This window comes from Pseudomonas sp. CC11G (assembly GCF_056174845.1).
In genome coordinates this window covers 14,821-34,289 of sequence record NZ_JBWBZC010000037.1, presented here as the reverse complement: position 1 = coordinate 34,289, position 19,469 = coordinate 14,821, and the positions used below count along the sequence as shown (strand labels likewise).

The 19,469-nt window shown below is 61.7% G+C and carries 14 protein-coding genes and 2 pseudogenes; 13 read left to right on the top strand and 3 right to left on the bottom strand.

Annotated features, from left to right (window positions below; all coding sequences use genetic code 11):
* The 3 genes from AC0V2S_RS25875 to AC0V2S_RS25865 form a co-directional block, all read right to left on the bottom strand.
* Nucleotides 1-302 (bottom strand): type II toxin-antitoxin system HicB family antitoxin (locus AC0V2S_RS25875; protein ID WP_475512216.1); only part of this gene is annotated, 302 nt, incomplete at its 3' end.
* Between the two features lie 52 nt (nucleotides 303-354).
* Nucleotides 355-537 carry a type II toxin-antitoxin system HicA family toxin gene (locus AC0V2S_RS25870; protein ID WP_475512215.1) on the bottom strand — a complete coding sequence of 61 codons (183 nt, stop codon included), beginning with the start codon at nucleotides 535-537 and terminating at the stop codon, nucleotides 355-357.
* A gap of 253 nt (nucleotides 538-790) precedes the next feature.
* On the bottom strand, nucleotides 791-1,552 hold the full coding sequence (locus AC0V2S_RS25865) for a class II aldolase/adducin family protein (protein WP_475512214.1): 762 nt from the start codon (nucleotides 1,550-1,552) through the stop codon (nucleotides 791-793).
* A 329-nt stretch (nucleotides 1,553-1,881) separates the two neighbouring features.
* On the opposite strand from AC0V2S_RS25865, the gene AC0V2S_RS25860 reads away from it, so the two are divergent.
* The 13 genes and pseudogenes from AC0V2S_RS25860 to AC0V2S_RS25800 all read left to right on the top strand — a co-directional run bounded on the left by AC0V2S_RS25860 (nucleotide 1,882) and on the right by AC0V2S_RS25800 (nucleotide 19,462).
* Complete coding sequence (locus tag AC0V2S_RS25860; RefSeq protein ID WP_475512213.1) at nucleotides 1,882-3,048, top strand: LLM class flavin-dependent oxidoreductase; 1,167 nt, start codon at nucleotides 1,882-1,884, stop codon at nucleotides 3,046-3,048.
* A 23-nt stretch (nucleotides 3,049-3,071) separates the two neighbouring features.
* A pseudogene (locus tag AC0V2S_RS25855) lies at nucleotides 3,072-4,132 on the top strand (ABC transporter substrate-binding protein).
* Nucleotides 4,133-4,157: 25 nt separating this feature from the next.
* Nucleotides 4,158-5,213, top strand: a complete 1,056-nt coding sequence (locus AC0V2S_RS25850) for an ABC transporter substrate-binding protein (protein ID WP_475512212.1) — start codon at nucleotides 4,158-4,160, stop codon at nucleotides 5,211-5,213.
* Between the two features lie 352 nt (nucleotides 5,214-5,565).
* Nucleotides 5,566-7,620, top strand: coding sequence for a TonB-dependent receptor (locus AC0V2S_RS25845; protein ID WP_475512211.1), 2,055 nt, complete (start codon nucleotides 5,566-5,568; stop codon nucleotides 7,618-7,620).
* Complete coding sequence (locus AC0V2S_RS25840; protein ID WP_475512210.1) at nucleotides 7,602-7,784, top strand: hypothetical protein; 183 nt, start codon at nucleotides 7,602-7,604, stop codon at nucleotides 7,782-7,784. Before AC0V2S_RS25845 ends, AC0V2S_RS25840 begins: the two co-directional genes overlap by 19 nt.
* Nucleotides 7,785-8,187: 403 nt before the next feature.
* Nucleotides 8,188-10,652, top strand: a pseudogene (locus tag AC0V2S_RS25835) (TonB-dependent receptor plug domain-containing protein).
* A gap of 230 nt (nucleotides 10,653-10,882) precedes the next feature.
* Nucleotides 10,883-11,446 (top strand): FMN reductase, encoded by a 564-nt coding sequence (gene msuE, locus AC0V2S_RS25830; RefSeq protein ID WP_475512209.1) that lies wholly within the window; start codon nucleotides 10,883-10,885, stop codon nucleotides 11,444-11,446.
* A 3-nt stretch (nucleotides 11,447-11,449) separates the two neighbouring features.
* The gene (locus AC0V2S_RS25825; protein WP_475512208.1) at nucleotides 11,450-12,640 is read left to right on the top strand and encodes an MFS transporter; all 1,191 of its coding nucleotides are present in this window, start codon (nucleotides 11,450-11,452) and stop codon (nucleotides 12,638-12,640) included.
* Between the two features lies 1 nt (nucleotide 12,641).
* On the top strand, nucleotides 12,642-13,409 hold the full coding sequence (locus AC0V2S_RS25820; RefSeq protein ID WP_475512207.1) for an ABC transporter permease: 768 nt from the start codon (nucleotides 12,642-12,644) through the stop codon (nucleotides 13,407-13,409).
* A gap of 9 nt (nucleotides 13,410-13,418) precedes the next feature.
* Nucleotides 13,419-14,189 carry an ABC transporter permease gene (locus AC0V2S_RS25815; protein WP_475512206.1) on the top strand — a complete coding sequence of 257 codons (771 nt, stop codon included), beginning with the start codon at nucleotides 13,419-13,421 and terminating at the stop codon, nucleotides 14,187-14,189.
* Between the two features lie 9 nt (nucleotides 14,190-14,198).
* Complete coding sequence (locus tag AC0V2S_RS25810; protein WP_475512205.1) at nucleotides 14,199-14,993, top strand: ABC transporter ATP-binding protein; 795 nt, start codon at nucleotides 14,199-14,201, stop codon at nucleotides 14,991-14,993.
* A gap of 207 nt (nucleotides 14,994-15,200) precedes the next feature.
* Nucleotides 15,201-16,370, top strand: a complete 1,170-nt coding sequence (locus tag AC0V2S_RS25805) for an efflux RND transporter periplasmic adaptor subunit (RefSeq protein ID WP_475512204.1) — start codon at nucleotides 15,201-15,203, stop codon at nucleotides 16,368-16,370.
* Nucleotides 16,367-19,462 carry a multidrug efflux RND transporter permease subunit gene (locus AC0V2S_RS25800; protein WP_475512203.1) on the top strand — a complete coding sequence of 1,032 codons (3,096 nt, stop codon included), beginning with the start codon at nucleotides 16,367-16,369 and terminating at the stop codon, nucleotides 19,460-19,462. The genes AC0V2S_RS25805 and AC0V2S_RS25800 overlap by 4 nt, the downstream gene beginning before the upstream one ends.
* The last annotated feature ends 7 nt before the right edge of the window (nucleotides 19,463-19,469 follow it).

Below are 19,469 nucleotides of genomic sequence, written 5' to 3'. Positions count from 1 at the left end.
TTTTCCGGCAGGGTGGCGTTAAACCGTACCGACTTTCCCAGGTAGGGCGTGACATCAAAATCTACCACCGCCCATACGCCGCCGGCGTAGTCAGGATTTTCGACATGCACGTCGATTTCCCGGGCTTGTGGAAGCGCCTCCCCATCGGCTACCAGGCCCTCGAAATGCAGGGCCAGGGCTTCCTGGGCATTCTCCAGCGCGAGGCCAACGGTGGCACCGGCGGAGAAGCAGCCAGGCACATCGGGAAAGCACACCCCGTATTCCGAATCAGCGTCTTTGTGCAGTACGACTGGAAATTTCATGTGGATCACCTCGATCGGCTGACCGATCACAGAGCCATCAAGCGGATGCGCCTTAGCGCAGCCCGGCAGATTTGAAGATGTTGTGCAGCGTACCGATGGGTATCACTGTCTTGGGATGGGGAACCGTTACCCGCCCCGGCTTACTCTGATGTTTGAACTGGTGATGACTGCCCTTCGTTGCAATCAGGTACCAGCCATCGGCTGTTATCAGTTCTATGACCTCGCGGCTGCGCATCCTTGCCTCCATCCAGGTGCGCATAAGTGTGTACCGTACACACTTTTATTTGAGCGGGCAACCTGGATATACACACTGCACACATCGAAGGGGCGAAAGCTGTACGTCACCCACGGTTCTACCGGGGCCGTTTCGTTAAATGGCGTGAGATGACGGGGGAAAGTAGGTTGTTGAGCCATCGGCGAAGCCCAACAGGGAGCCTGAACGGCTCCGCGTGCAGGTTCAGGTTGGGCTTCGCTGCGCTCAACCCAACCTACGCATAACAAGTTGAAGCTGTTAAGCCACTTGCTCCAACAGCTTTTTGCCCTGCGGCCACAGCCCGGTCATTTTCCATTGCTGTTCCAGCACGCCCGGGCCGAACTCTTGAGAGCCGCCGAGGTTCTCGGCCAGAGCCTGGAAGTAGGCGCCCTCTTCGATCAGCAGAATCAGCTTGGCGACCTGCAGATTTCATTTCACCCCAGAAGGTGGCCCCGCCGTTGGCTTCCAGCAGCGCCGGAATATTCGCGTCGCGGTTAAGCGTTTTGACGATAAAGTCGGCCTCATTCTGTGTGCGGTCCAGGTACAGCGGCAACTCGCGCGCCAGGGTTACCCTTTGCGAAGCAGCGTAGCGCAGGGGCAGCACGCGGTGGGCGCCGGCCCATGCGCCGAGGTACGGGGTGTGCACATGGGACACCACGTTTACTTCCGGCCGCTCGCGCAGCACTTGGCCATAGCGTTTGCCGCTGAAGGCTTCCTTGCTGTCGGCCAGGGTCGCGCCAGCGGGCAGCGCGTCGTCGTAATGAACCACACCGTCGTAGCTGGCTACCGACACCGCCACCTTGGGCTCGTCGGCCCAGGCGCTCGGGGCGCGCAAGGCAATAACCAGGTCGTTTTCCGGCAGGCGCAGGTAAGCCTGCAAGGTGTTGGTGGCGGTCAGGGTGCGGGTTTCTTGCAGCACGCGAAACGCTTTGGCGAAGTCGCGTTTGGCTTGGGCGACGAAGTCGAGCTGGCTGGCATTCAGGGTGGTCTGGCTCATGGTGCGTCCTTGTGCGTGGCGCCACTGGAATAGTGGCCATGTCAGGCACAGAGCAGAACTTGTGCCAGCCCCTTTCACGCGCTAACCACGGGCTTTTCAGTCAATTCTCGCGACGTTCAAGAGCGCATCTGTTGCCTGCCAAGCATGAAACTGCTGGCGAGGTGCTGCGGGAGCAGCAGTCACCCTCCACTACCGCCCATCCCTACTGTGCAAAGCCCCAAGCCACGTGGCATGCAGCCGGTTTTGCGCGCGTGGCATGGGCGTTGCAATCCAGCTGCAACGGCTTCCCCGACCCTCGTCACGGGGGAGACAGCCACCTAGGAGCAGCAATGAGCACTGAATTCTTCTGGCGTTTGCCACTGGGCACCGACGGCCCGCAGCTAAGCACCGACAACCACAACCGCGGCGCCCATAGCCACCGTCCCGGCCATATCGCACCGGGCCGTTTGCCCAATGGCGAGCCGGACGATTTCACCTATATCGATTACATCGCCCAGGTGGCCAAAGCCGCCGAGCTGGCCGGTTTTGAAGGCGCACTGCTGCCCACCGGCCCGGAGCCATGGATTGTGGCCGCCGCGCTGGCCCGCGAAACCCGGCGCATCAAATTTCTGATCGCCTTCCAGGCCACCTGGACCCTGCCCGCCTACGCCGCCCAGCAAGCCGCCATTCTGCAGAACCTCAGCCGTGGCCGCCTGGACTGGAACATCATCACCGGCGGCAACCCGGCCAGTCAGCGCGCCAATGGCGACTACCTCGAACACGACCTGCGCTACAAGCGCACCGGCGAGTTCCTCGACATCATTCAGGGCCTGTGGGAGAACGAAAAATTCTCCTACGACGGTGATATCTACAAACTCGACAACGGCTCGCTGCCGCCGGGCCTGCATAACGAACGCAAGCCAGGTGTGTACTTCTCCGGCTTCTCCGATGCCGCGCTGGATGTGGCCGCCAAGCACGCCGACGTGTACCTCAACTGGGCCGAGCCGGTAGACAAACTCAAACCGCATATCGAGCGCGTGCGTGAACTGGCTGACAAGCAAGGCGCACCGTGCGCTTTGGCCTGCGCGTGGATCTGTTTGCCCGCGAAAACCGAAGAAGCCGCTTGGCGTGACCTCAAGGCCCAGTACGACCGCCTGGCGAGCAAAAGCAGCGCCCTGGTGAAGAACTTCACCAGCGGCTCCGACTCGGTGGGCGCGGCGCGTCAGACGGCCTATCACCAGAACGTCGACCGCTTCGAAGACCTGATTCTGGGCCCTAACCTGTGGGCCGGTTTTGCCAAGGCCAAGCCGGGGCCAACCGTAGGCCTGGTGGGCAGCCACGAGAACATTGCTGAGCGCCTGGTGGAGTATCGCGACGCGGGCTTCTCGACCTTCATCCTGGCCGGTAACCCGCACCTCGAAGAAGCCCTGCGCATTGGCCAGGAAGTGTTGCCACTGGTGCATCAGCGCCCGGCTGCGACGGCCAGCAGCGATGACCCACTCAAGGCTCGCGCCTGATTCCGGATGCCAAGGAGCCTCCCATGAGCCAACCCCTCGACACCCTCTGGTACAACCCGTTGTCCCGTGCCCACGGGCCTGGGCATTGCCGTACAAAAAGGCTGGCTGGACGAAACCCTGAGCGCCTCGGCACCCGCGTGCAATCGATGCGCGAGTCCGACAGCCAGGCCGTGCGCGAGTCGCACTTCGACCATACCCTGCAGAACTCCGTGCGCCATGGCGGCAATATCCCCGCCATCTGGGCCCGCGCCCAAGGCCGGCAAACCCGCGTAATCGGGTTGTCGTGGGCCGATGAAGTGCAGTGATTCTGACCCGTCCGGACAGCGGCATCAAAACCGTCAAAGACCTCAAAGGCCGCACCTTCGGCCTGCCGGATTGGGCCAGCGCGCAAATCGACTTTCACCCGTGCCCAGGCCCTGCGCGGCCTGGAAACGCCCTGAGCTGGAAGGCCTGGAAGTGCGTGACGTGCAGTTGGTGGATTACCGCTACGGCGGCACCTTCAGCGATCAGCGCGTGGAAGACGTGGCCGGCACGCCGTTCTCCGGCACCTCCACCCGCCACCGCGCCGACGGGCGCAATGCCGAATTGCTTGGCCTGCTGCGTGGCGAAGTGGACGCGATTTTTCTCAAAGGCCAGCGCCGCTCAACTGGCCCACGACCTCAACCTGTACACCGTGATCGACACCGGCTCACACCCCGAGCCTTTGATCCGCTCCAACAACGGCACCCCACGCACCCTGAGCGTGGACCAACACCTGCTGGACCAGCACCCGGACGTAGCCGTGGGCATTCTCGATGCCGTGTTGCGCGCCGAGCACTGGGCCTGGCAACACCCGGACGACACCCGCCGCTACCTGGCCCGCGAAACCAATAGCAGCGAGTACTGGGTGCGTGTGGCTTATGGCGAAGACGCGCACCATCGGCTGAAAACCGCCCTCGACGAAAGCGCCATCAGCGCCCTGCAAGACTTCACTGCGTTTTTGCACCGCTGGCAGTTTATTGCCCAGCCGTTCGATGTACGCGACTGGATCGATACCCGACCGCTGGAAACCCTGCGCAGCGCCAACACGGCGCTGGCAGGCTGAACGGCCGGGCTCAACTGGACATCTTATGAGCACACTCGACACTCTCTGGTACACCCACAGCCCCGTGCCCACCGGGCTCGGCATCGCCGCGCAATCGGGGCGGCTGGCAGAAGCCTTCCGCCCGTTCGGCACCAATATCCAGTCACTGCGCGAATCCAGCGAGCGCGTGGTACGCGAAGCGCACTACGACCATCACTTGCAGAACTCGGTGCGCCACGGCGGCAATATTCCCGCCATCTGGGCCTACTCCACCGGGGTTGAAACCCGCGTGTTGGGGCTGTCGTGGAGCGATGAAGTACAGCTGATTCTGACCACCGAAGACAGCGCGGTGCGCAGCATTCGCGACCTGAAAAACCGCCGGTTCGGCCTACCCAAATGGGCCAACGTGCAAATCGACTTCACCCGCGCCCAAGCCCTGCGTGGGCTGGAAAACGCGCTGAAGCTCGAAGGTCTGGAAGTCAAAGACGTCGAGCTGGTGGACTACCCCTACGGCGGCACCTACAGCGACGAACAAAAACACCATATGTATGGCTCGGAGGTGTCGCTCAACAACGGTCACCACGCGCGGCGCAACAACGAGTTGATCGGCCTGCTGCGCGGCGATATCGACGCCATCTTTCTTAAAGGTGCGCACGCCATTCAGTTGGCCAACGAGTTCGGCCTGCGGGTGGTGGTAGACACCGGCTCGCACCCCGACCCGCTGATTCGCGCCAACAACGGCACACCGCGCACCCTGACCGTGGATATCAATCTGCTGGAGCAGCACTTCGATGCGTCGGTGCGCATCGTCGACACGGTGCTGCGTACCGAGCAATGGGCCTGGGCCAACCCGGATGAAACCCGGCGTTTTCTTGCCCGCGAACTGAACACCAGCGAGTACTGGGTAGCAGCCGCTTACGGCGAAGATGCGCACCGGCGCCTGCGTACCAATTTCGATGAGCGTTCGATTCACTGCCTGCAGGATTTCACCGATTTCCTGCACCGCTGGGACTTTATTCCGCGTCGCTTCGATGTACGCGACTGGATCGATACACGCGTGCTTGAACATGTCATCGGCGCCACCTCCCGCCGCGCTATCTGATCGGCTGCTGCTGTAGCAGCACAGGTGTTTTATTGCTTCTCCAGAAGCACCCTTGCAGCAATATTTGCTGCAAGGCTTACAGGCAACCGCCAGGCACTCTTTCACTTTCTCGTCGAGAACTTGATTGGCTGCGTGGCGGTTGCTTTTTTTATTGTAAAGATCAAAAAACCAAACAAATAAACCGTTTAATAACAGCAGGTTAGTGATTTAAGACAAAACCCGTAAATTCGCTAAAAGGTATTGGCACAGTCCCTGCTATCTCCCTGTCAGCAATGCAATTAAACACCACCACTCAAGAGCGAAATCTTATTCGCCGAGTACTGCGTTTATTTAATGTTGACCGGGAGGGAACATGCTGAAGATCAACCCCATTACCAAAGGTATCTGGCTGGCCGTCGTGCTGGGCAGTGCCAGCAGCCAGTTGCTGGCTGCTGAACAACCGGCTGCCGACAGCGCCGCCAGCACCGAGAGCAAAACCGAACCGACCCTGAAAACGGTCACCGTAACCGCCCTGCATAAAGTAGAAACCTTGCAGGAAGCGCCGGTGGCGGTATCCGCCGTAAGCGGTGCCAGCATTACCCAGGATGGCGTGCGCGCCATGGGCGACATCACCACCTTCGTACCCAACGCCGCGGCGAAAAACCCGGATGGCGATGGCCGTCCGCGTTGGTATATCCGCGGCCTGGGTACCGGCGACACCGGTGCCTCCACCGTTTACCCGGTTGGCGTGTACACCGATGACGTGTACCAGAACTCGCCGATCGGCGGCGGAGGTCCGCTGTTCGACCTGGAGCGAATCGAAATTCTGCGCGGCCCACAGGGCACGCTGTATGGCAAAAACACCACTGCCGGTGCGGTGAACGTGATCTCGAAAAAACCAACCTTCGAGAACGAGCCCGATGGCTACGGCACCATCGGTTTTGGTACCAAGAGTGAACGCATCGTCAACGGCGCCATTGGCGGCACCTTGGTGCCGGACAAACTTGCCGGTCGGGTCGCGATTTACTCGGAAGAACGCGACGGTTTCACCCGCAATGAAACCGCCAACCAGAGCTACGGCGACGTCAACAAGAAAGCCGTGCGCGTGCAATTTCTTGCCCAGGTGAACGATGACCTGGAAGCGCTGTGGAAAATCCATGGCCGTGAATTCAAGGGCGATGGCAGCAGTGGCTCGTTGCCGGTTGGCAAGTACTACAACGGGCTGTACCAGCGCCCGGACGGACGCAAGATCGAACTGAACGTCAACGAAGACTATAAGCTCGATCACAACGGTACGTCGCTGACCCTGAACTACCACCTCGGCGATTACACCCTGACCTCGATCAGCGCCTACGACTACCTGCGCAACCAGTCGCTGGTGGATGCCGACTACAACCCGTACGAGGTTAACGGGCGCACCGACACCGATAACAAATACACCCAATACAGCCAGGAATTCCGTCTGGCCTCGCCGCAGCAGGAAACCCTGCGCTGGCTGCTGGGCACTCACCTGTTCCACGAAACCCTCGACAGCTCCGCCGTACGCACCGTATTGCCAGGGCTCACCGCCAACGGCGGCAGCAACCAGGGCGGCACGGTGTACCGCGACCTCGATTACACCCACAAAACCGACAGCTTCGCGCTGTTCGGCAACGTGACCTACGACTTCACCGAAGACTTCACCGTCACCGGCGGCTTGCGCTGGACGACTGAAGAGAAAGACATCGACCTCGACCTGGTGCAACTGCGCCGCGTCGGTGGCGCGCTGATTCCGGTGGCGGGTGCGGTTAACAACGGCAACGTGCAGGAAGACAAAACCTGGAACGCCTGGACGTACGACGTAACGCCGGAATACCGCATCAGCGACAACCTGCGCACCTACTTCCGCTACGCCCACGGCTTCCGTTCCGGGGGCTACAACACCGGCCTCACCGCCGGCTTGAACGGCTTTACCACGGTAGACCCGGAAGAGCTCGATGCTTACGAACTGGGCCTGAAGTCGGAGTGGTTCAACCGCCGCCTGACCGCCAACTTCACCACCTTCTACTACGACTACAGCAACATCCAAACCAACGTGCTGCACGTCGACAACGGCATTCTGACCAGCGTGCTGACCAACGATGTAGCGGGCAAAGTGTGGGGCGCCGAGCTGGAAGTGGAAGCGCAAGCGACCGACTACCTGCACCTGCGCGCCGCCCTGTCGCACCTGAACACCGAATACACCGACTTCAAGGACGACAGCGGCGACTCGCCAGACAAGTGGTGTCGCTGGGCGCCGACTACACCTTCCCATTGGGCGGTGCCGGCAAACTGGTGGCGGGCGCCGATGCCAGCTACCGCGGCAAGGAATACTTCGTTGCCACACGTGAAACCAGCGTCGACAAAACCCTTAGCCAACCGCACTACACCTTGGCCAACGCGCGTCTGACCTGGTCCAACCACGACGACAAACTGAGCGTCACCGGCTTCGTCAACAACCTGACCGACCGCCGCTACCAGGTACACGGCCGACCTAACGGCAGTGCCGGCCAATACGTGATCACCTACGGCGACCCGCGCACCGTTGGGGTGAGCGTAACCAGCCGGTTCTGATAGCCGCCGGCAACACAAAAAACGGAGCGAGAACTCGCTCCGTTTTTTTTTTGGTTGGGTTGGTGGTCGCCAGGGCGAACAGTGTTTCCTGACAGACTCTGGATCCCAGCCTTCGCTGGGATGACGGAGTAATACCTGCTGCCACCGTCATCCCAGCGCAGGCTGGGATCCAGAGTTTCAAGACGAACGCTGAGCTTCGGCCATCAGCAATCTGCGTATCCCCTGCTGCCCTGCCAACACTCACTGATCGCCATCCAGCAGCCCCGCAGAAAACACACGCAACCTATTGTTTTTAGTTCACTTAATTCCTGGCACAGCCATTGCTCTACCCCGTTACACGCACAAGAAAAGGGACAACCCATGAGCGTCTGCCAACCACGTTTTTCTCATAGGGATAACCAGGATGTTTCGTTTCAATCTGCTTTCCGCGGCCGTCGCCGTGGCCCTCTCCAGCACCACCTTGCCCACCGTGGCTGCCACGCAAAAAACCAGCGCCGATAGCGAACCGCAGCTCGACTCCGTCGTCGTGGTCGGCACCCGCCGCAGCGATGTGACAGCCTTGCAAAGTGCCGCGCCGGTCGATGTCATCAGCGGCGAAAAACTGCTGGAAACCGGCGCCCAGGATTTGTCCGGCGCACTCACCGCGTTGTCGCCGTCGTTCAGCTTCCCGCAGTCGCCCCAGGGCGCGTTTGCGGGCTCTATCGCACAAGGCGCATCGCTGCGCGGGCTGGCCTCGGACCAGGTGCTGGTATTGGTCAACGGCAAGCGCCGGCACAACAGCGCCAACCTTACCCGCCAGGGCCTGGTGAATGGCCGCGGCACTGCGGGTGTGGACCTCAGCCTGATTCCCCTGAGCGCCATCCAACGGGTGGAGATTCTGCGTGACGGCGCCGCCGCGCAGTACGGCTCGGACGCCATCGCCGGGGTGATCAATATCGTGCTCAAGGAGAAAGACGACGGCGGCAGCGCCGGCTACCGGTTTGGTGGCTACGACAAAGGCGACGGCATTCAGCGCAAGCTCAGCGGCTGAAAAGGCTTTGCGTTGCCCAATGATGGCTTCGTCACCGCCAGCTTCGATGCCGGCAGCCAGGACCCGGCCAGCGACACCAACCCGGATAACCGCAAGTTCTACACCAGCTCGCCGAGCGTCAACACGCCGCGCGAGCAGAACGACTCCCACCGCACCTGGCGCTGGGGCTCGGGCAATATTTCCGACAACTACAACTTTCTGCTCAATAGCGAAATTGGCGTTGGCGAGGGGCTGACGGCCTACGGCTTTGCCACCTACTCGCACAAGAACACCGATGCCGAAAACTTCTTCGACCCGCAAAGCGTGCTGTACAGCAACTACGGCAGCGTGGCCGCCCAGCGCTACCCCACCGGCCGTGTGCCCATCACCCGTTACACGCTGGAGGACTACGCCGTTACCGGCGGGCTGCGCTATGAAACGAGCAGTTGGGCAAGTTCGACCTGGCCGCCAACTACGGCAATAACACCGTGGACTCCACCGACCGCAACGCCATCAACCCGAGCTGGGGTTTGGCCAGCCCGAGCAAGATTTACACCGGTTCGCGCGAGGCCGACCAGAGCAACCTGACCCTGGATTGGGTACGCGACTTCCCCACCGACTTGCTGTTCAAACCGCTGACGTTGTCGGCCGGCCTGGCCTGGCGCAAGGAAGGGTATGAACTCAGCGAGGGCGACGCCGCCGGCTGGCGCACCGGGCAGCTGCTGAACACCATCGACCCCATCACCGGGCGGCGCTTGCCGGGTTATTACTCGGGCATCACCCAGGTGGATGCGACCTCCATCGACCGCCGCGTGCTGGGTGCATACATCGACGCCGAAGCGCAGATCACCGAGCAATTCCAGGCCGGCCTGGCCGCGCGCAGCGAGCATTACGACGACTTTGGCGACACCACCAACGGCAAGCTGTCATTGCGCTATGACTTCACCCCCGAACTGGCTGCACGGGCCACCGCCAGCACCGGTTACCGGGCGCCGTCGTTGGTGCAGAACGGCTATTCCTCGTTCAGCGTGCAAGTGGTCGAGCAACCCAGCGGCAGCGGCAACTGGGTGGAAGTGCAGCAGCGCACCCTGCGCGCCGACAGCCCGGAAGCGGCCGCGCTGGGTGGCAAGTCGCTAAAGCCGGAAGAGTCGACCAACTACTCGCTGGGCCTGGTGTGGCGCCCCTTGCCAAATGCTTCGGTCACCATCGATGCCTACCGAATCGACATCGAAAACCGCATCACCTTGTCGGACCAGTTGCCGGCCGCCGTGGTGGGGCCGATCTTTGCCGGCACGCCCTACGCCAATATCCAGAGCGCCGCGTTCTTCACCAACGTCGCCGACACCCGCACCCGTGGCGTGGAGCTGACCGGCAACTACCGTTGGGACTTGCAGCAGTTGGGCAAGCTCGACCTGAGCCTGGGCTTCAGTAAAAACCACACCGACATCACCGAGCTGCGCGACGTCGGCAAAATCCGCGGCGACCAGATTGTCGGCCGCGTCACCCAGGGCCTGATCGAAGATGGCACCCCGGAAACCAAGCTGACCCTGGGCGCCAACTGGCAGTACGGCGGCTGGGGCGTGAGCCTGGCTGAGCGCCGCTACGGTGAATGGAAGGCGTTGAACGCCACCAACCCGGCACTGGATCAGACCTTCAGCGCGCAATGGGTGACCGACTTGGACCTGTCGTACAAATTCCAGCAAGGCCTCAAGGTGTCGGTGGGCGCCATCAACCTGTTCGACAGCCACCCCGACGAAATCGAGAGCGGCATTTTGTACGGCGTAAACAAATACAGCACCACGTCGCCTGAAGGCGCACAGGGCGCGTTTTATTACACCAGCGTGAGTTACGACTTCTAAGCTCAAGCGCATCGACTCTCCCACAAGGACCGCATTCCCTTTGTGGGAGAGGCTTTAGCCTCGATAGCTCTCCAGCCAAACGACTGCTGCTCCAGCAACACCCCACCAGCAACCCCTCTGCTCCCCCTCAAGCACCCGCTCAGCCAAGCCCCGTAAACACTGGCCTGCAGCCATTGGTACAGCTCTTGCTCTGCCCTTCGCATACCGTGAAAAAAGCCCAAGGAATTCGTATGTCCAAGCCCCTTAATGTGGTCGCCGTTTCGGCTGGCGCCTACTTGCCGTCACGCACCCTGGTGCTCACCCAGGCCATCGTGGCCGAGCTGGAAAATCAGCTGCCGATCAGCAGCCATATCATCGAGTTCGGCAGCATTGCCCGCGAAGTCGGTGGCGCGCTGTCGCGCAGCGAGTTGAGTGCCGATGTTGAACAACAACTGCGCCGAATCGAAACCGCCGACCTGCTGGTAGTCGCCACGCCGGTATACCGCGGCACCTACCCGGGCCAGTTCAAGCACCTGTTCGACCTGATCGACATGAACGCGCTGATCGACACCCCGGTGCTGCTCGCCGCCACTGGTGGCAGCGAACGCCATGCACTGGTCATCGACCACCAGCTGCGCCCGCTGTTTTCGTTCTTCCAGGCCCTGACGTTGCCGATTGGCGTGTATGCCAGCGAGTCCGACTTCACTAACTACCAGATCACCAGCGAGTTGCTCCACGCGCGCATTCAACTGGCCGCCGAGCGCGCCGTTCCCCTGTTTGCAGCGCGACCGTCTGCCTTGTTGAAGACGGCCTGATTCGTGAACAACCCACGCACCACCTTTCTGCTCAATTTCATGCTGCTGGCCGCCTTCAGTGGCGCCACCATCGGCATGGCCAAGATCGTCACCACGCTCTACGCATTGCACCTGGGCGCCAACTCCATGCAGGTCGGCATCATTTCGGCGATGGAATCGCTGGGCATGATCTTTCTCACCCTGCCGGCCGGCTTTGTCATCGCCCGTTACGGCGCGCGCCGGGTGTATTTCCTCGCGAGCGTTGGGCCGATGTTGCTCAACCTGGCTATTCCGCTGTTCGGCCATTGGTTGTGGCTGGCGGTGGCGCGCTTGCTGATCGGCCTGTGCATTCCGTTTCGCATCGTGTCGATGAACAGCGCCTTTCTCCAACAGTTGCGCCATATCGGCAGCAGCAAGGCCGGCTGGTACCGCGGCGCGCTGACGGTGGGCATGGGCTTGATCGGCCCGCTGCTGGGCAACTGGCTGAGCTCCAGCACCAGTTTCACCTTGGGCTTTGTGGTGATCGGCCTGGCGTTTGGCGCCATGGCCGGCTACAGCCTGGGGTTCTGGAGCGACGCCCCTGAGGCCGAACTGACCCAGGGCCCGGCGCTGGGCATGCTCGGCGACATCAAGGCCATGGTGGCCAATGTGGAAATTGCCGCCAGTTGCCTGATCGAACTGGTGGGCAGCGCCACGGGCTCGCTGTTTGGCACCTTTATCATTCTGCTGGCCATGGACGTTGCCAAGCTCACCCAGACCCAGGCGGTGAGCTTGGTGATGGTGCAAGGCCTGGCCTCGGTGGTGGCGCTGTTCAGCCTCGGCTATGTGCTGCAACGCATTGGCCGGCCGGCGGCCTACGGCATCAGCCTGACTGCCGCACTGGCGGCGTTGGTGCTGGTGGGCGTGGCCACCAATTACTGGCTGCTGGCCCTGGGCGGCGTGCTGCTGAGTACCGGCACGGCGCTGATTCATCTGGTGAACATGACCCAGATGAGCGAACACGCCATGGACAAAAGCAAGATCTCCGGGCTGTTCAACCTGGCCAGCATGGTCGGTGGTTTCAGCGGCGCCATTCTGGGCGGCGTGCTGAGCCATTACGTCGGCCTGGCCAACCTGTTTCTGTGCTGGATTCCTGTGGTGCTGGTGATGGCCTTGGTGTGCCGCGTACGCGCGGTGCGCCGCCAAGCCCAGCCTGCGTTGTTGAGTGAGGTGTGAGATGGCCCTTGAGTTGAAACGCTATGCCGGCAAGCTCACCTGGCTGATTTCGCCACTGGCCTTGTTGGCGGTATGGAGCGCAGTGACCAGCGCCGGTCTGTTCCCGAAAACCCTATTGATTCCCTCGCTGTATGTGCTGGAAGCCTTCAAGGAATTGCTGGCCAGTGGCGAGCTGCAGGAGCACCTGAGCAACAGCCTCAGTCGCCTGGGGTTTGGCTTTGTAATCGGTTCATTGGCGGGCCTGGCTTTTGGCGTGTTGATGGCCCTGTCTAAAACCGTGCAGGTGTATTGCGGGCCGTTGTTTCACGCCATTCGGCAAATCCCCAGCATCGCGTTGATTCCAATGTTCGTGCTGTTCTTCGGCATCGAAGAAACCTTCAAGATCGTGATCGTCGCCAAGGCCGCGTTCTTCCCAGTGGCCCTGGCCGCCAGCGAAGGCGTGAAGGCCATTCCACGCAGTTACTTTGAAGTGGCCAACGTGTACCGCCTGCCGTGGCCGACGCTGGTCAAGGACATCTGCTTCCCCGCTGCTGCGCCGCCGATTATCACCGGCCTGCGCATCAGCCTGACCCGCGCCTGGGTGGTGCTGGTGGCCGCCGAACTGCTGGCTGCCGACAGCGGTCTGGGGCAGATGATTGAAATGGGCCGGCAGATGCTGCGCATCGATATCGTGATGGTGGGCGTGGTGGTGACCGGGGTGATCGGCTTTGGTCTGGATTTTGGCTTTCGTCTGCTGGAACGCCGTCTGTTCCGCTGGCAAGCGCGTTAGGAGCTGGCGATGAAATTTCTCTCTCGTTTAAAACCGCTGCGCGGTCTGGTACTGCCGGTGTTGTTGGTTCTGCTGTGGGATGCCGTGTCGCGCCAGGGGGCCACCTGGGCCTATGCCGTGGTGCCGGTGCACACCATCGCCGCGGCCTTTGTCGAATTGCTCGGCAACGGCGAACTGCTCACCAACCTGCTGGCCAGTCTGGCCCGCACCAGCAGCGGCCTGGCCTTGGGCATTGTGTTCGGCGTAACGGTGGGCGTGCTGATGGCGCTGTCCACCGTCGCTGATCGCCTGGTGGGCCCGCTGTTTCATTCGATTCGCCAGGTGCCGATGCTCGGCTGGATTCCGCTGATTGCCATGTGGTTCGGCAACGGCGAGGTGTCCAAGGTGCTGATCGTCACCCTCGCCGCCTTCTACCCCATGGTGCTCAACACCTACGAAGGCTTTACCGGCGTGGACAAACGCTACCGCGAAGTGGGCCGCGTGCTGGAACTCAGCCGCGTGCAGCAGTTTGTGCATGTGCTGCTGCCGGCCGCCGTACCGAGCATGGCCAATGGCGTTTTGCATGCGCTGGCCTTTGCCTGGGTAACGGCGGTGGGCAGTGAGTTGTTTCTGTCCTCGGGCGCTGGCCTGGGCAACCTGATGATGAACGCCGAGGCCGGCGCGCGCATGGAGATCATTGTGGTCTGCGTGCTGTGCATTGGCCTCAGTGGCTACCTGATGAACCTGCTGTTTTCCCGCCTGAGCCGCTATGTGCTGCGCTGGCGCTCTATTCGTGGATAGGTGATACCCGTGAACGCACAACTCAAAGAAGCCCCCGTGGCCAACGCCGTGACCTTGCCGGGCGCCTTGCAGATCCAGGGCCTGAGTAAGCAATACCGCATCGAAGGGCAACCGCTGCAGGTGCTGCAGAACATCAACCTGAACGTGAACCCTGGCGAATTCGTGAGCATCATCGGCGCCAGCGGCTGCGGTAAATCCACCTTGCTGCGCCTGATCGTCGGCCTGGATAACGACTACAACGGCGACATTCTGCTCGACGGCCAACGCATCACCGACACCAGCCTTGAGCGCGGCATCGTGTTTCAGGACCACCGCCTGTTTCCGTGGATGACCGTGGAAAAGAACATCACCCTGGCGCTGAAAAACCAGCCGCTGGCCAAAGCGGAAAAACAGCGCCTGGTGGCCGAGCACATTGCCCTGGTGGGCCTGACGGGTTTCGAGCAGGCCTACCCCCATCAGCTGTCGGGCGGCATGGCTCAACGCGCGGCGATTGCCCGCGCGCTGATCACCAAACCCAAGGTGCTGCTGCTGGACGAACCCCTGGGCGCCCTCGATGCCCTGACCCGAGTGCACCTGCAAGGCGAGTTGCAACGCATCTGGGTGCAGCAGCAAAGCACCATGATCATGGTGACCCACGATGTGGAAGAGGCACTGTACCTTGGCGACCGGGTGATTGTGCTCGACTCATACCCAGGGCGGATCAAGCATGAAATCCGCGTAGACCTGCCCCACCCGCGCGACCGCGCTTCGCCGGTGTTGAAGCGGTTGAAGGATGAGTTGTTGAGTGAATTGACCGGGCATTGAGCCCGTTGTACGGCGAATATCCGCACAGCGGATATCCGCCGTTTCGCGCCCCACTATCGGCGTATCGGCGGATATCGCGTCCAGCGATATTCTCCCTACATCCCCAAACTGACATTCCGGTCATTTAGCCGTCACGCTCACGACCGGCTTGTTCGGTTATAAGGTCAGGCTACCTTTTCCCTATTTCCCTGGTCTGGCGTCGTCGGCATGCGCACTCGCAGCAAAGTTGTGGTTTCTGTTCTCGCCCTGGTGATTCTCGCCGTCGCGGTCAAAAGCGTTTTGCCTAAAGCAGCCTCTGGCAAACCGGCTCCGGTCGGTATTCCTGTGCATGTGGTGGCCGTACAACAACAGGACGTGCCGCGCTATATCAGCGGCATCGGCACGGTGCTGTCGCTGCACAGTGTGGTGGTGCGTACCCAGATCGATGGCGTGCTGACGCAGTTGCTGGTGAAAGAAGGCCAATGGGTAAAAGCCGGCGACCTGATGGCGCAGATCGATGACCGCGCCATTCGCGCCAGCCTTGATCAGGCCAAGGCACAACTAGGCCAGGCGCAGGCGCAGTTGCATGTCGCCGAGGTGGACCTCAAGCGCTACAAGGTGCTCAGTGTCGATGACGGTGTGTCCAAACAAACCCTCGACCAGCAGCAAGCGCTGACTGATCAGCTCAAAGCCACCGTGCAAGGCAATCAGGCCTCGATTGCTGCGGCGCAGGTGCAGCTTTCCTATACGCAGATTCGCTCGCCGGTGTCTGGCCGCGTGGGTATTCGCACCGTGGACGCCGGCAACTTTCTGCGCGTTAGCGATGCCCAGGGCCTGTTCAGCGTCACCCAGATCGACCCCATTGCCGTGGAATTCTCGCTGCCGCAAAACCTGTTGCCCACCTTGCAGCAACTGCTCAATGCACCCTCCCCGGCGCTCGTGAACGCCTACCTCAGCGACCACGAACAAACCGGCACCTTGCTCGCTCAGGGTCAATTGCGTCTGATCGACAACCAGGTAAGCGCCACCACCGGCACCCTGCGGGCCAAGGCCGAATTCGCCAATGCCGGGCAAACCTTGTGGCCGGGCCAGTTGGTAACGGTGAAGGTGCAAACCACCGTCGATAAAGACGCGCTGGTGGTGCCGCCGCAGGTGGTGCAGCGCGGGTTGGAGCAGTATTTCGTGTACCGGGTGAACGGCGATGCGGTGGAGAGCGTGCCGGTGAAAGTGCTGTACCAGGACAGCGAGCTGAATATTATCCAGGGCGTACAGCCGGCCGATATTCAAGCCGGCACCGTGCTGATTCGTGACGGCCAATCGCGCTTGAAACCCGGCGCAAAAATTGAAGTGTTGAGCGATGACCCGGCCCCGGTGACCACCGTTCAGGTGCAGCCATGAAGGGTCGTGGCTCGGTATCGGCCTGGTGCGTCGACCACCCCGTCGCCACCCTGCTGCTGACCTTCGCCCTGGTGCTGCTCGGCGCCATCGCCTTCCCCCGGCTGCCGTTGGCGCCGTTGCCTGAAGCTGAGTTTCCGACCATTCAGGTAAACGCCCTGCTGCCCGGCGCCAGCCCCGACACCATGGCCTCGTCGGTGGCCACGCCGCTGGAGGTGCAGTTCAGCGCCATTCCCGGCATGACCCAGATGACGTCCACCAGCGCCCTAGGTTCGACCAACCTGATTCTGCAATTCACCCTCGACAAGAGCATCGACACCGCCGCGCAAGAAGTGCAGGCGGCCATCAACACCGCCGCCGGCAAGCTGCCGCAAGACATGCCCAGCCTGCCCACCTGGCGCAAGGTAAACCCGGCCGACAGCCCGGTGTTGATCCTCACCGTCAGCTCGGACCAAATGCCCGGCACCGAACTCAGCGACCAGGCCGAAACCATCCTGGCCCGCCAGCTCAGCCAGATTGATGGCGTGGGCCTGATCAATATCTCCGGCCAGCAACGCCCGGCCATTCGCGTGCAGGCCTCGCCAGACAAACTGGCGGCGCTGGGCCTTACCCTGGCCGACATCCGCCTCGCCCTGCAGCAAACCAGCCTGAACCTGGCCAAGGGCGCGCTGTACGGCGATTCGAGCATTTCCACCCTGTCGACCAACGACCAACTGTTTCAACCCGAGGAATACGGCCAACTGATCGTCTCTTACAAAGACGGCGCGCCGGTGCACCTGCACGACGTGGCGCGGGTTATCAATGGCTCGGAGAACGCCTATGTGCAGGCGTTTTCCAACGAACGGCCGGGGCTCAATCTGGTGATCTTCCGCCAGCCCGGCGCCAATATCGTGGAAACCGTGGACCGCATTCAAAGCGAGCTGCCGCGCCTGCAAGCGATGCTTTCGGCCTCGGTGGATGTGACGGTGCTGAACGACCGCACGCAAACCATTCGCGCCTCCTTGCATGAGGTGGAAATCACCCTGCTGATCGCCGTGATTCTGGTGGTGGCCGTGATGGCGCTGTTTCTGCGGCAATGGTCGGCGACCTTGATCGTGACCAGCGTGCTCGGCGTGTCGCTGATTGCCAGCTTTGCGCTGATGTATGTGATGGGTTTTAGCCTCAATAACCTGACGCTGGTGGCCATCGTGGTCGCGGTGGGTTTTGTGGTGGACGACGCCATCGTGGTGGTGGAAAACATTCACCGCCATCTGGAGGCTGGCGACGGCATGCGCGAGGCGGCCATCAAGGGCGCTGGCGAGATTGGTTTTACCGTGGTGTCCATCAGCTTCTCGCTGGTGGCCGCGTTTATTCCGCTGCTGTTTATGGGCGGTGTGGTGGGCCGGCTGTTCAAGGAATTCGCCCTGACGGCCACCTCGACCATTCTGATTTCCGTAGTGGTGTCGCTGACCCTGGCACCCACCCTGGCCGCCTTGTTCATGAAGGTGCCGAACCATGACGGCGAGCCGCGCAAGGGCTTTGGCGACTGGCTGCTCAGCCGTTACGACCACGGCCTGCGCCGCGCCCTGAATCACCAGCGGCTGATGCTCGGTTTGTTCAGCGTTACCCTGGTGCTGGCCATCATCGGCTACGTGTTTATTCCCAAGGGTTTCTTCCCGATACAAGACACCGGCTTCGTGCAAGGCACCACGGAAGCGGCGGCGGATATCTCGTTCCCCGACATGCTGGCCAAGCACAAGGAACTGGCCAAGATCGTCGCCGCCGACCCGGCCGTTGCGGTGTTTTCGCACTCGATCGGGGTGAGCGGCAACAACCAGACCATCGCCAACGGCCGCTTCTGGATCACCCTCAAGCCGCGCGGCGAACGGGATGTATCGGCCAGCGAATTTATCGACCGCATTCGCCCGAAACTGATGACCGTGCCGGGCATCGTGCTGTACCTGCGCGCCGGGCAAGACATCAACCTCAGCGCCGGCCCCAGCCGCAGCCAGTACCAGTACACGCTGAAAAGCAACGACGGGCCGAGTCTGAACCTGTGGACCCAGCGCCTGACGGAACAGCTGCGCAGCAACCCGATATTCCGCGACCTTTCCAACGACCTGCAATTGGGCGGCAGCATCACCCATATCAGCATCGACCGCAGCGCCGCCGCCCGCTTTGGCCTGACCACCGCTGATGTCGACCAGGCCCTGTACGACGCCTTCGGCCAACGACAGATCAGCGAATTCCAGACCGAGACCAACCAGTACAAGGTGATTCTCGAACTGAACGAGCAGCAGCGCGGCAAGGCCGAGAGCCTGAATTACTTCTACCTGCGCTCGCCGCTCACCCAGGAAATGGTGCCGCTGTCGGCGCTGGCCAAAGTGGACGCGCCCACCAGCGGGCCGCTGTCCATCGCCCACGACGGGATGTTCCCGGCCGCCAACCTGTCGTTCAACCTGGCGCCCGGCGTGGCGCTGGGCGACGCCGTGCGCGAGCTGAGCCAGGCGAAGGTAGATATCGGCATGCCGGCGGAAATTACCGGCAACTTCCAGGGCGCGGCGCAGGCGTTCCAGAGTTCGCTGGCCAGCCAGCCGTGGCTGATTCTGGCGGCGCTGGTGGCGGTGTACATCATTCTCGGCGTGCTCTATGAAAGCTTTGTGCACCCGCTGACCATCATCTCCACCCTGCCCTCGGCCGGCCTTGGCGCGCTGATCATGCTGTGGCTGTGCGGCCAGGACTTTTCGATCATGGCCTTGATCGGCCTGGTGCTGCTGATTGGTATCGTCAAGAAGAACGGCATTCTGATGATCGACTTCGCCCTGGAGGCTCAGCGCGAACGGGGGCTGTCGCCCGAGGAGGCAATCTATCAGGCGTGTATCACGCGGTTCCGGCCGATCATCATGACCACCCTCGCCGCCTTGCTCGGCGCCCTGCCGCTGATGCTCGGGTTTGGCACCGGCGCCGAATTGCGCCAGCCGCTGGGTATTGCCGTGGTGGGTGGTTTGCTGGTGAGCCAGGCGCTGACGCTGTTCACCACACCGGTCATATACTTGGCGCTTGAGCGGTGGTTTCACCGACGCCAGAGCGCGTTGCTCGCCGCCACCGAACACTGAGACTGGC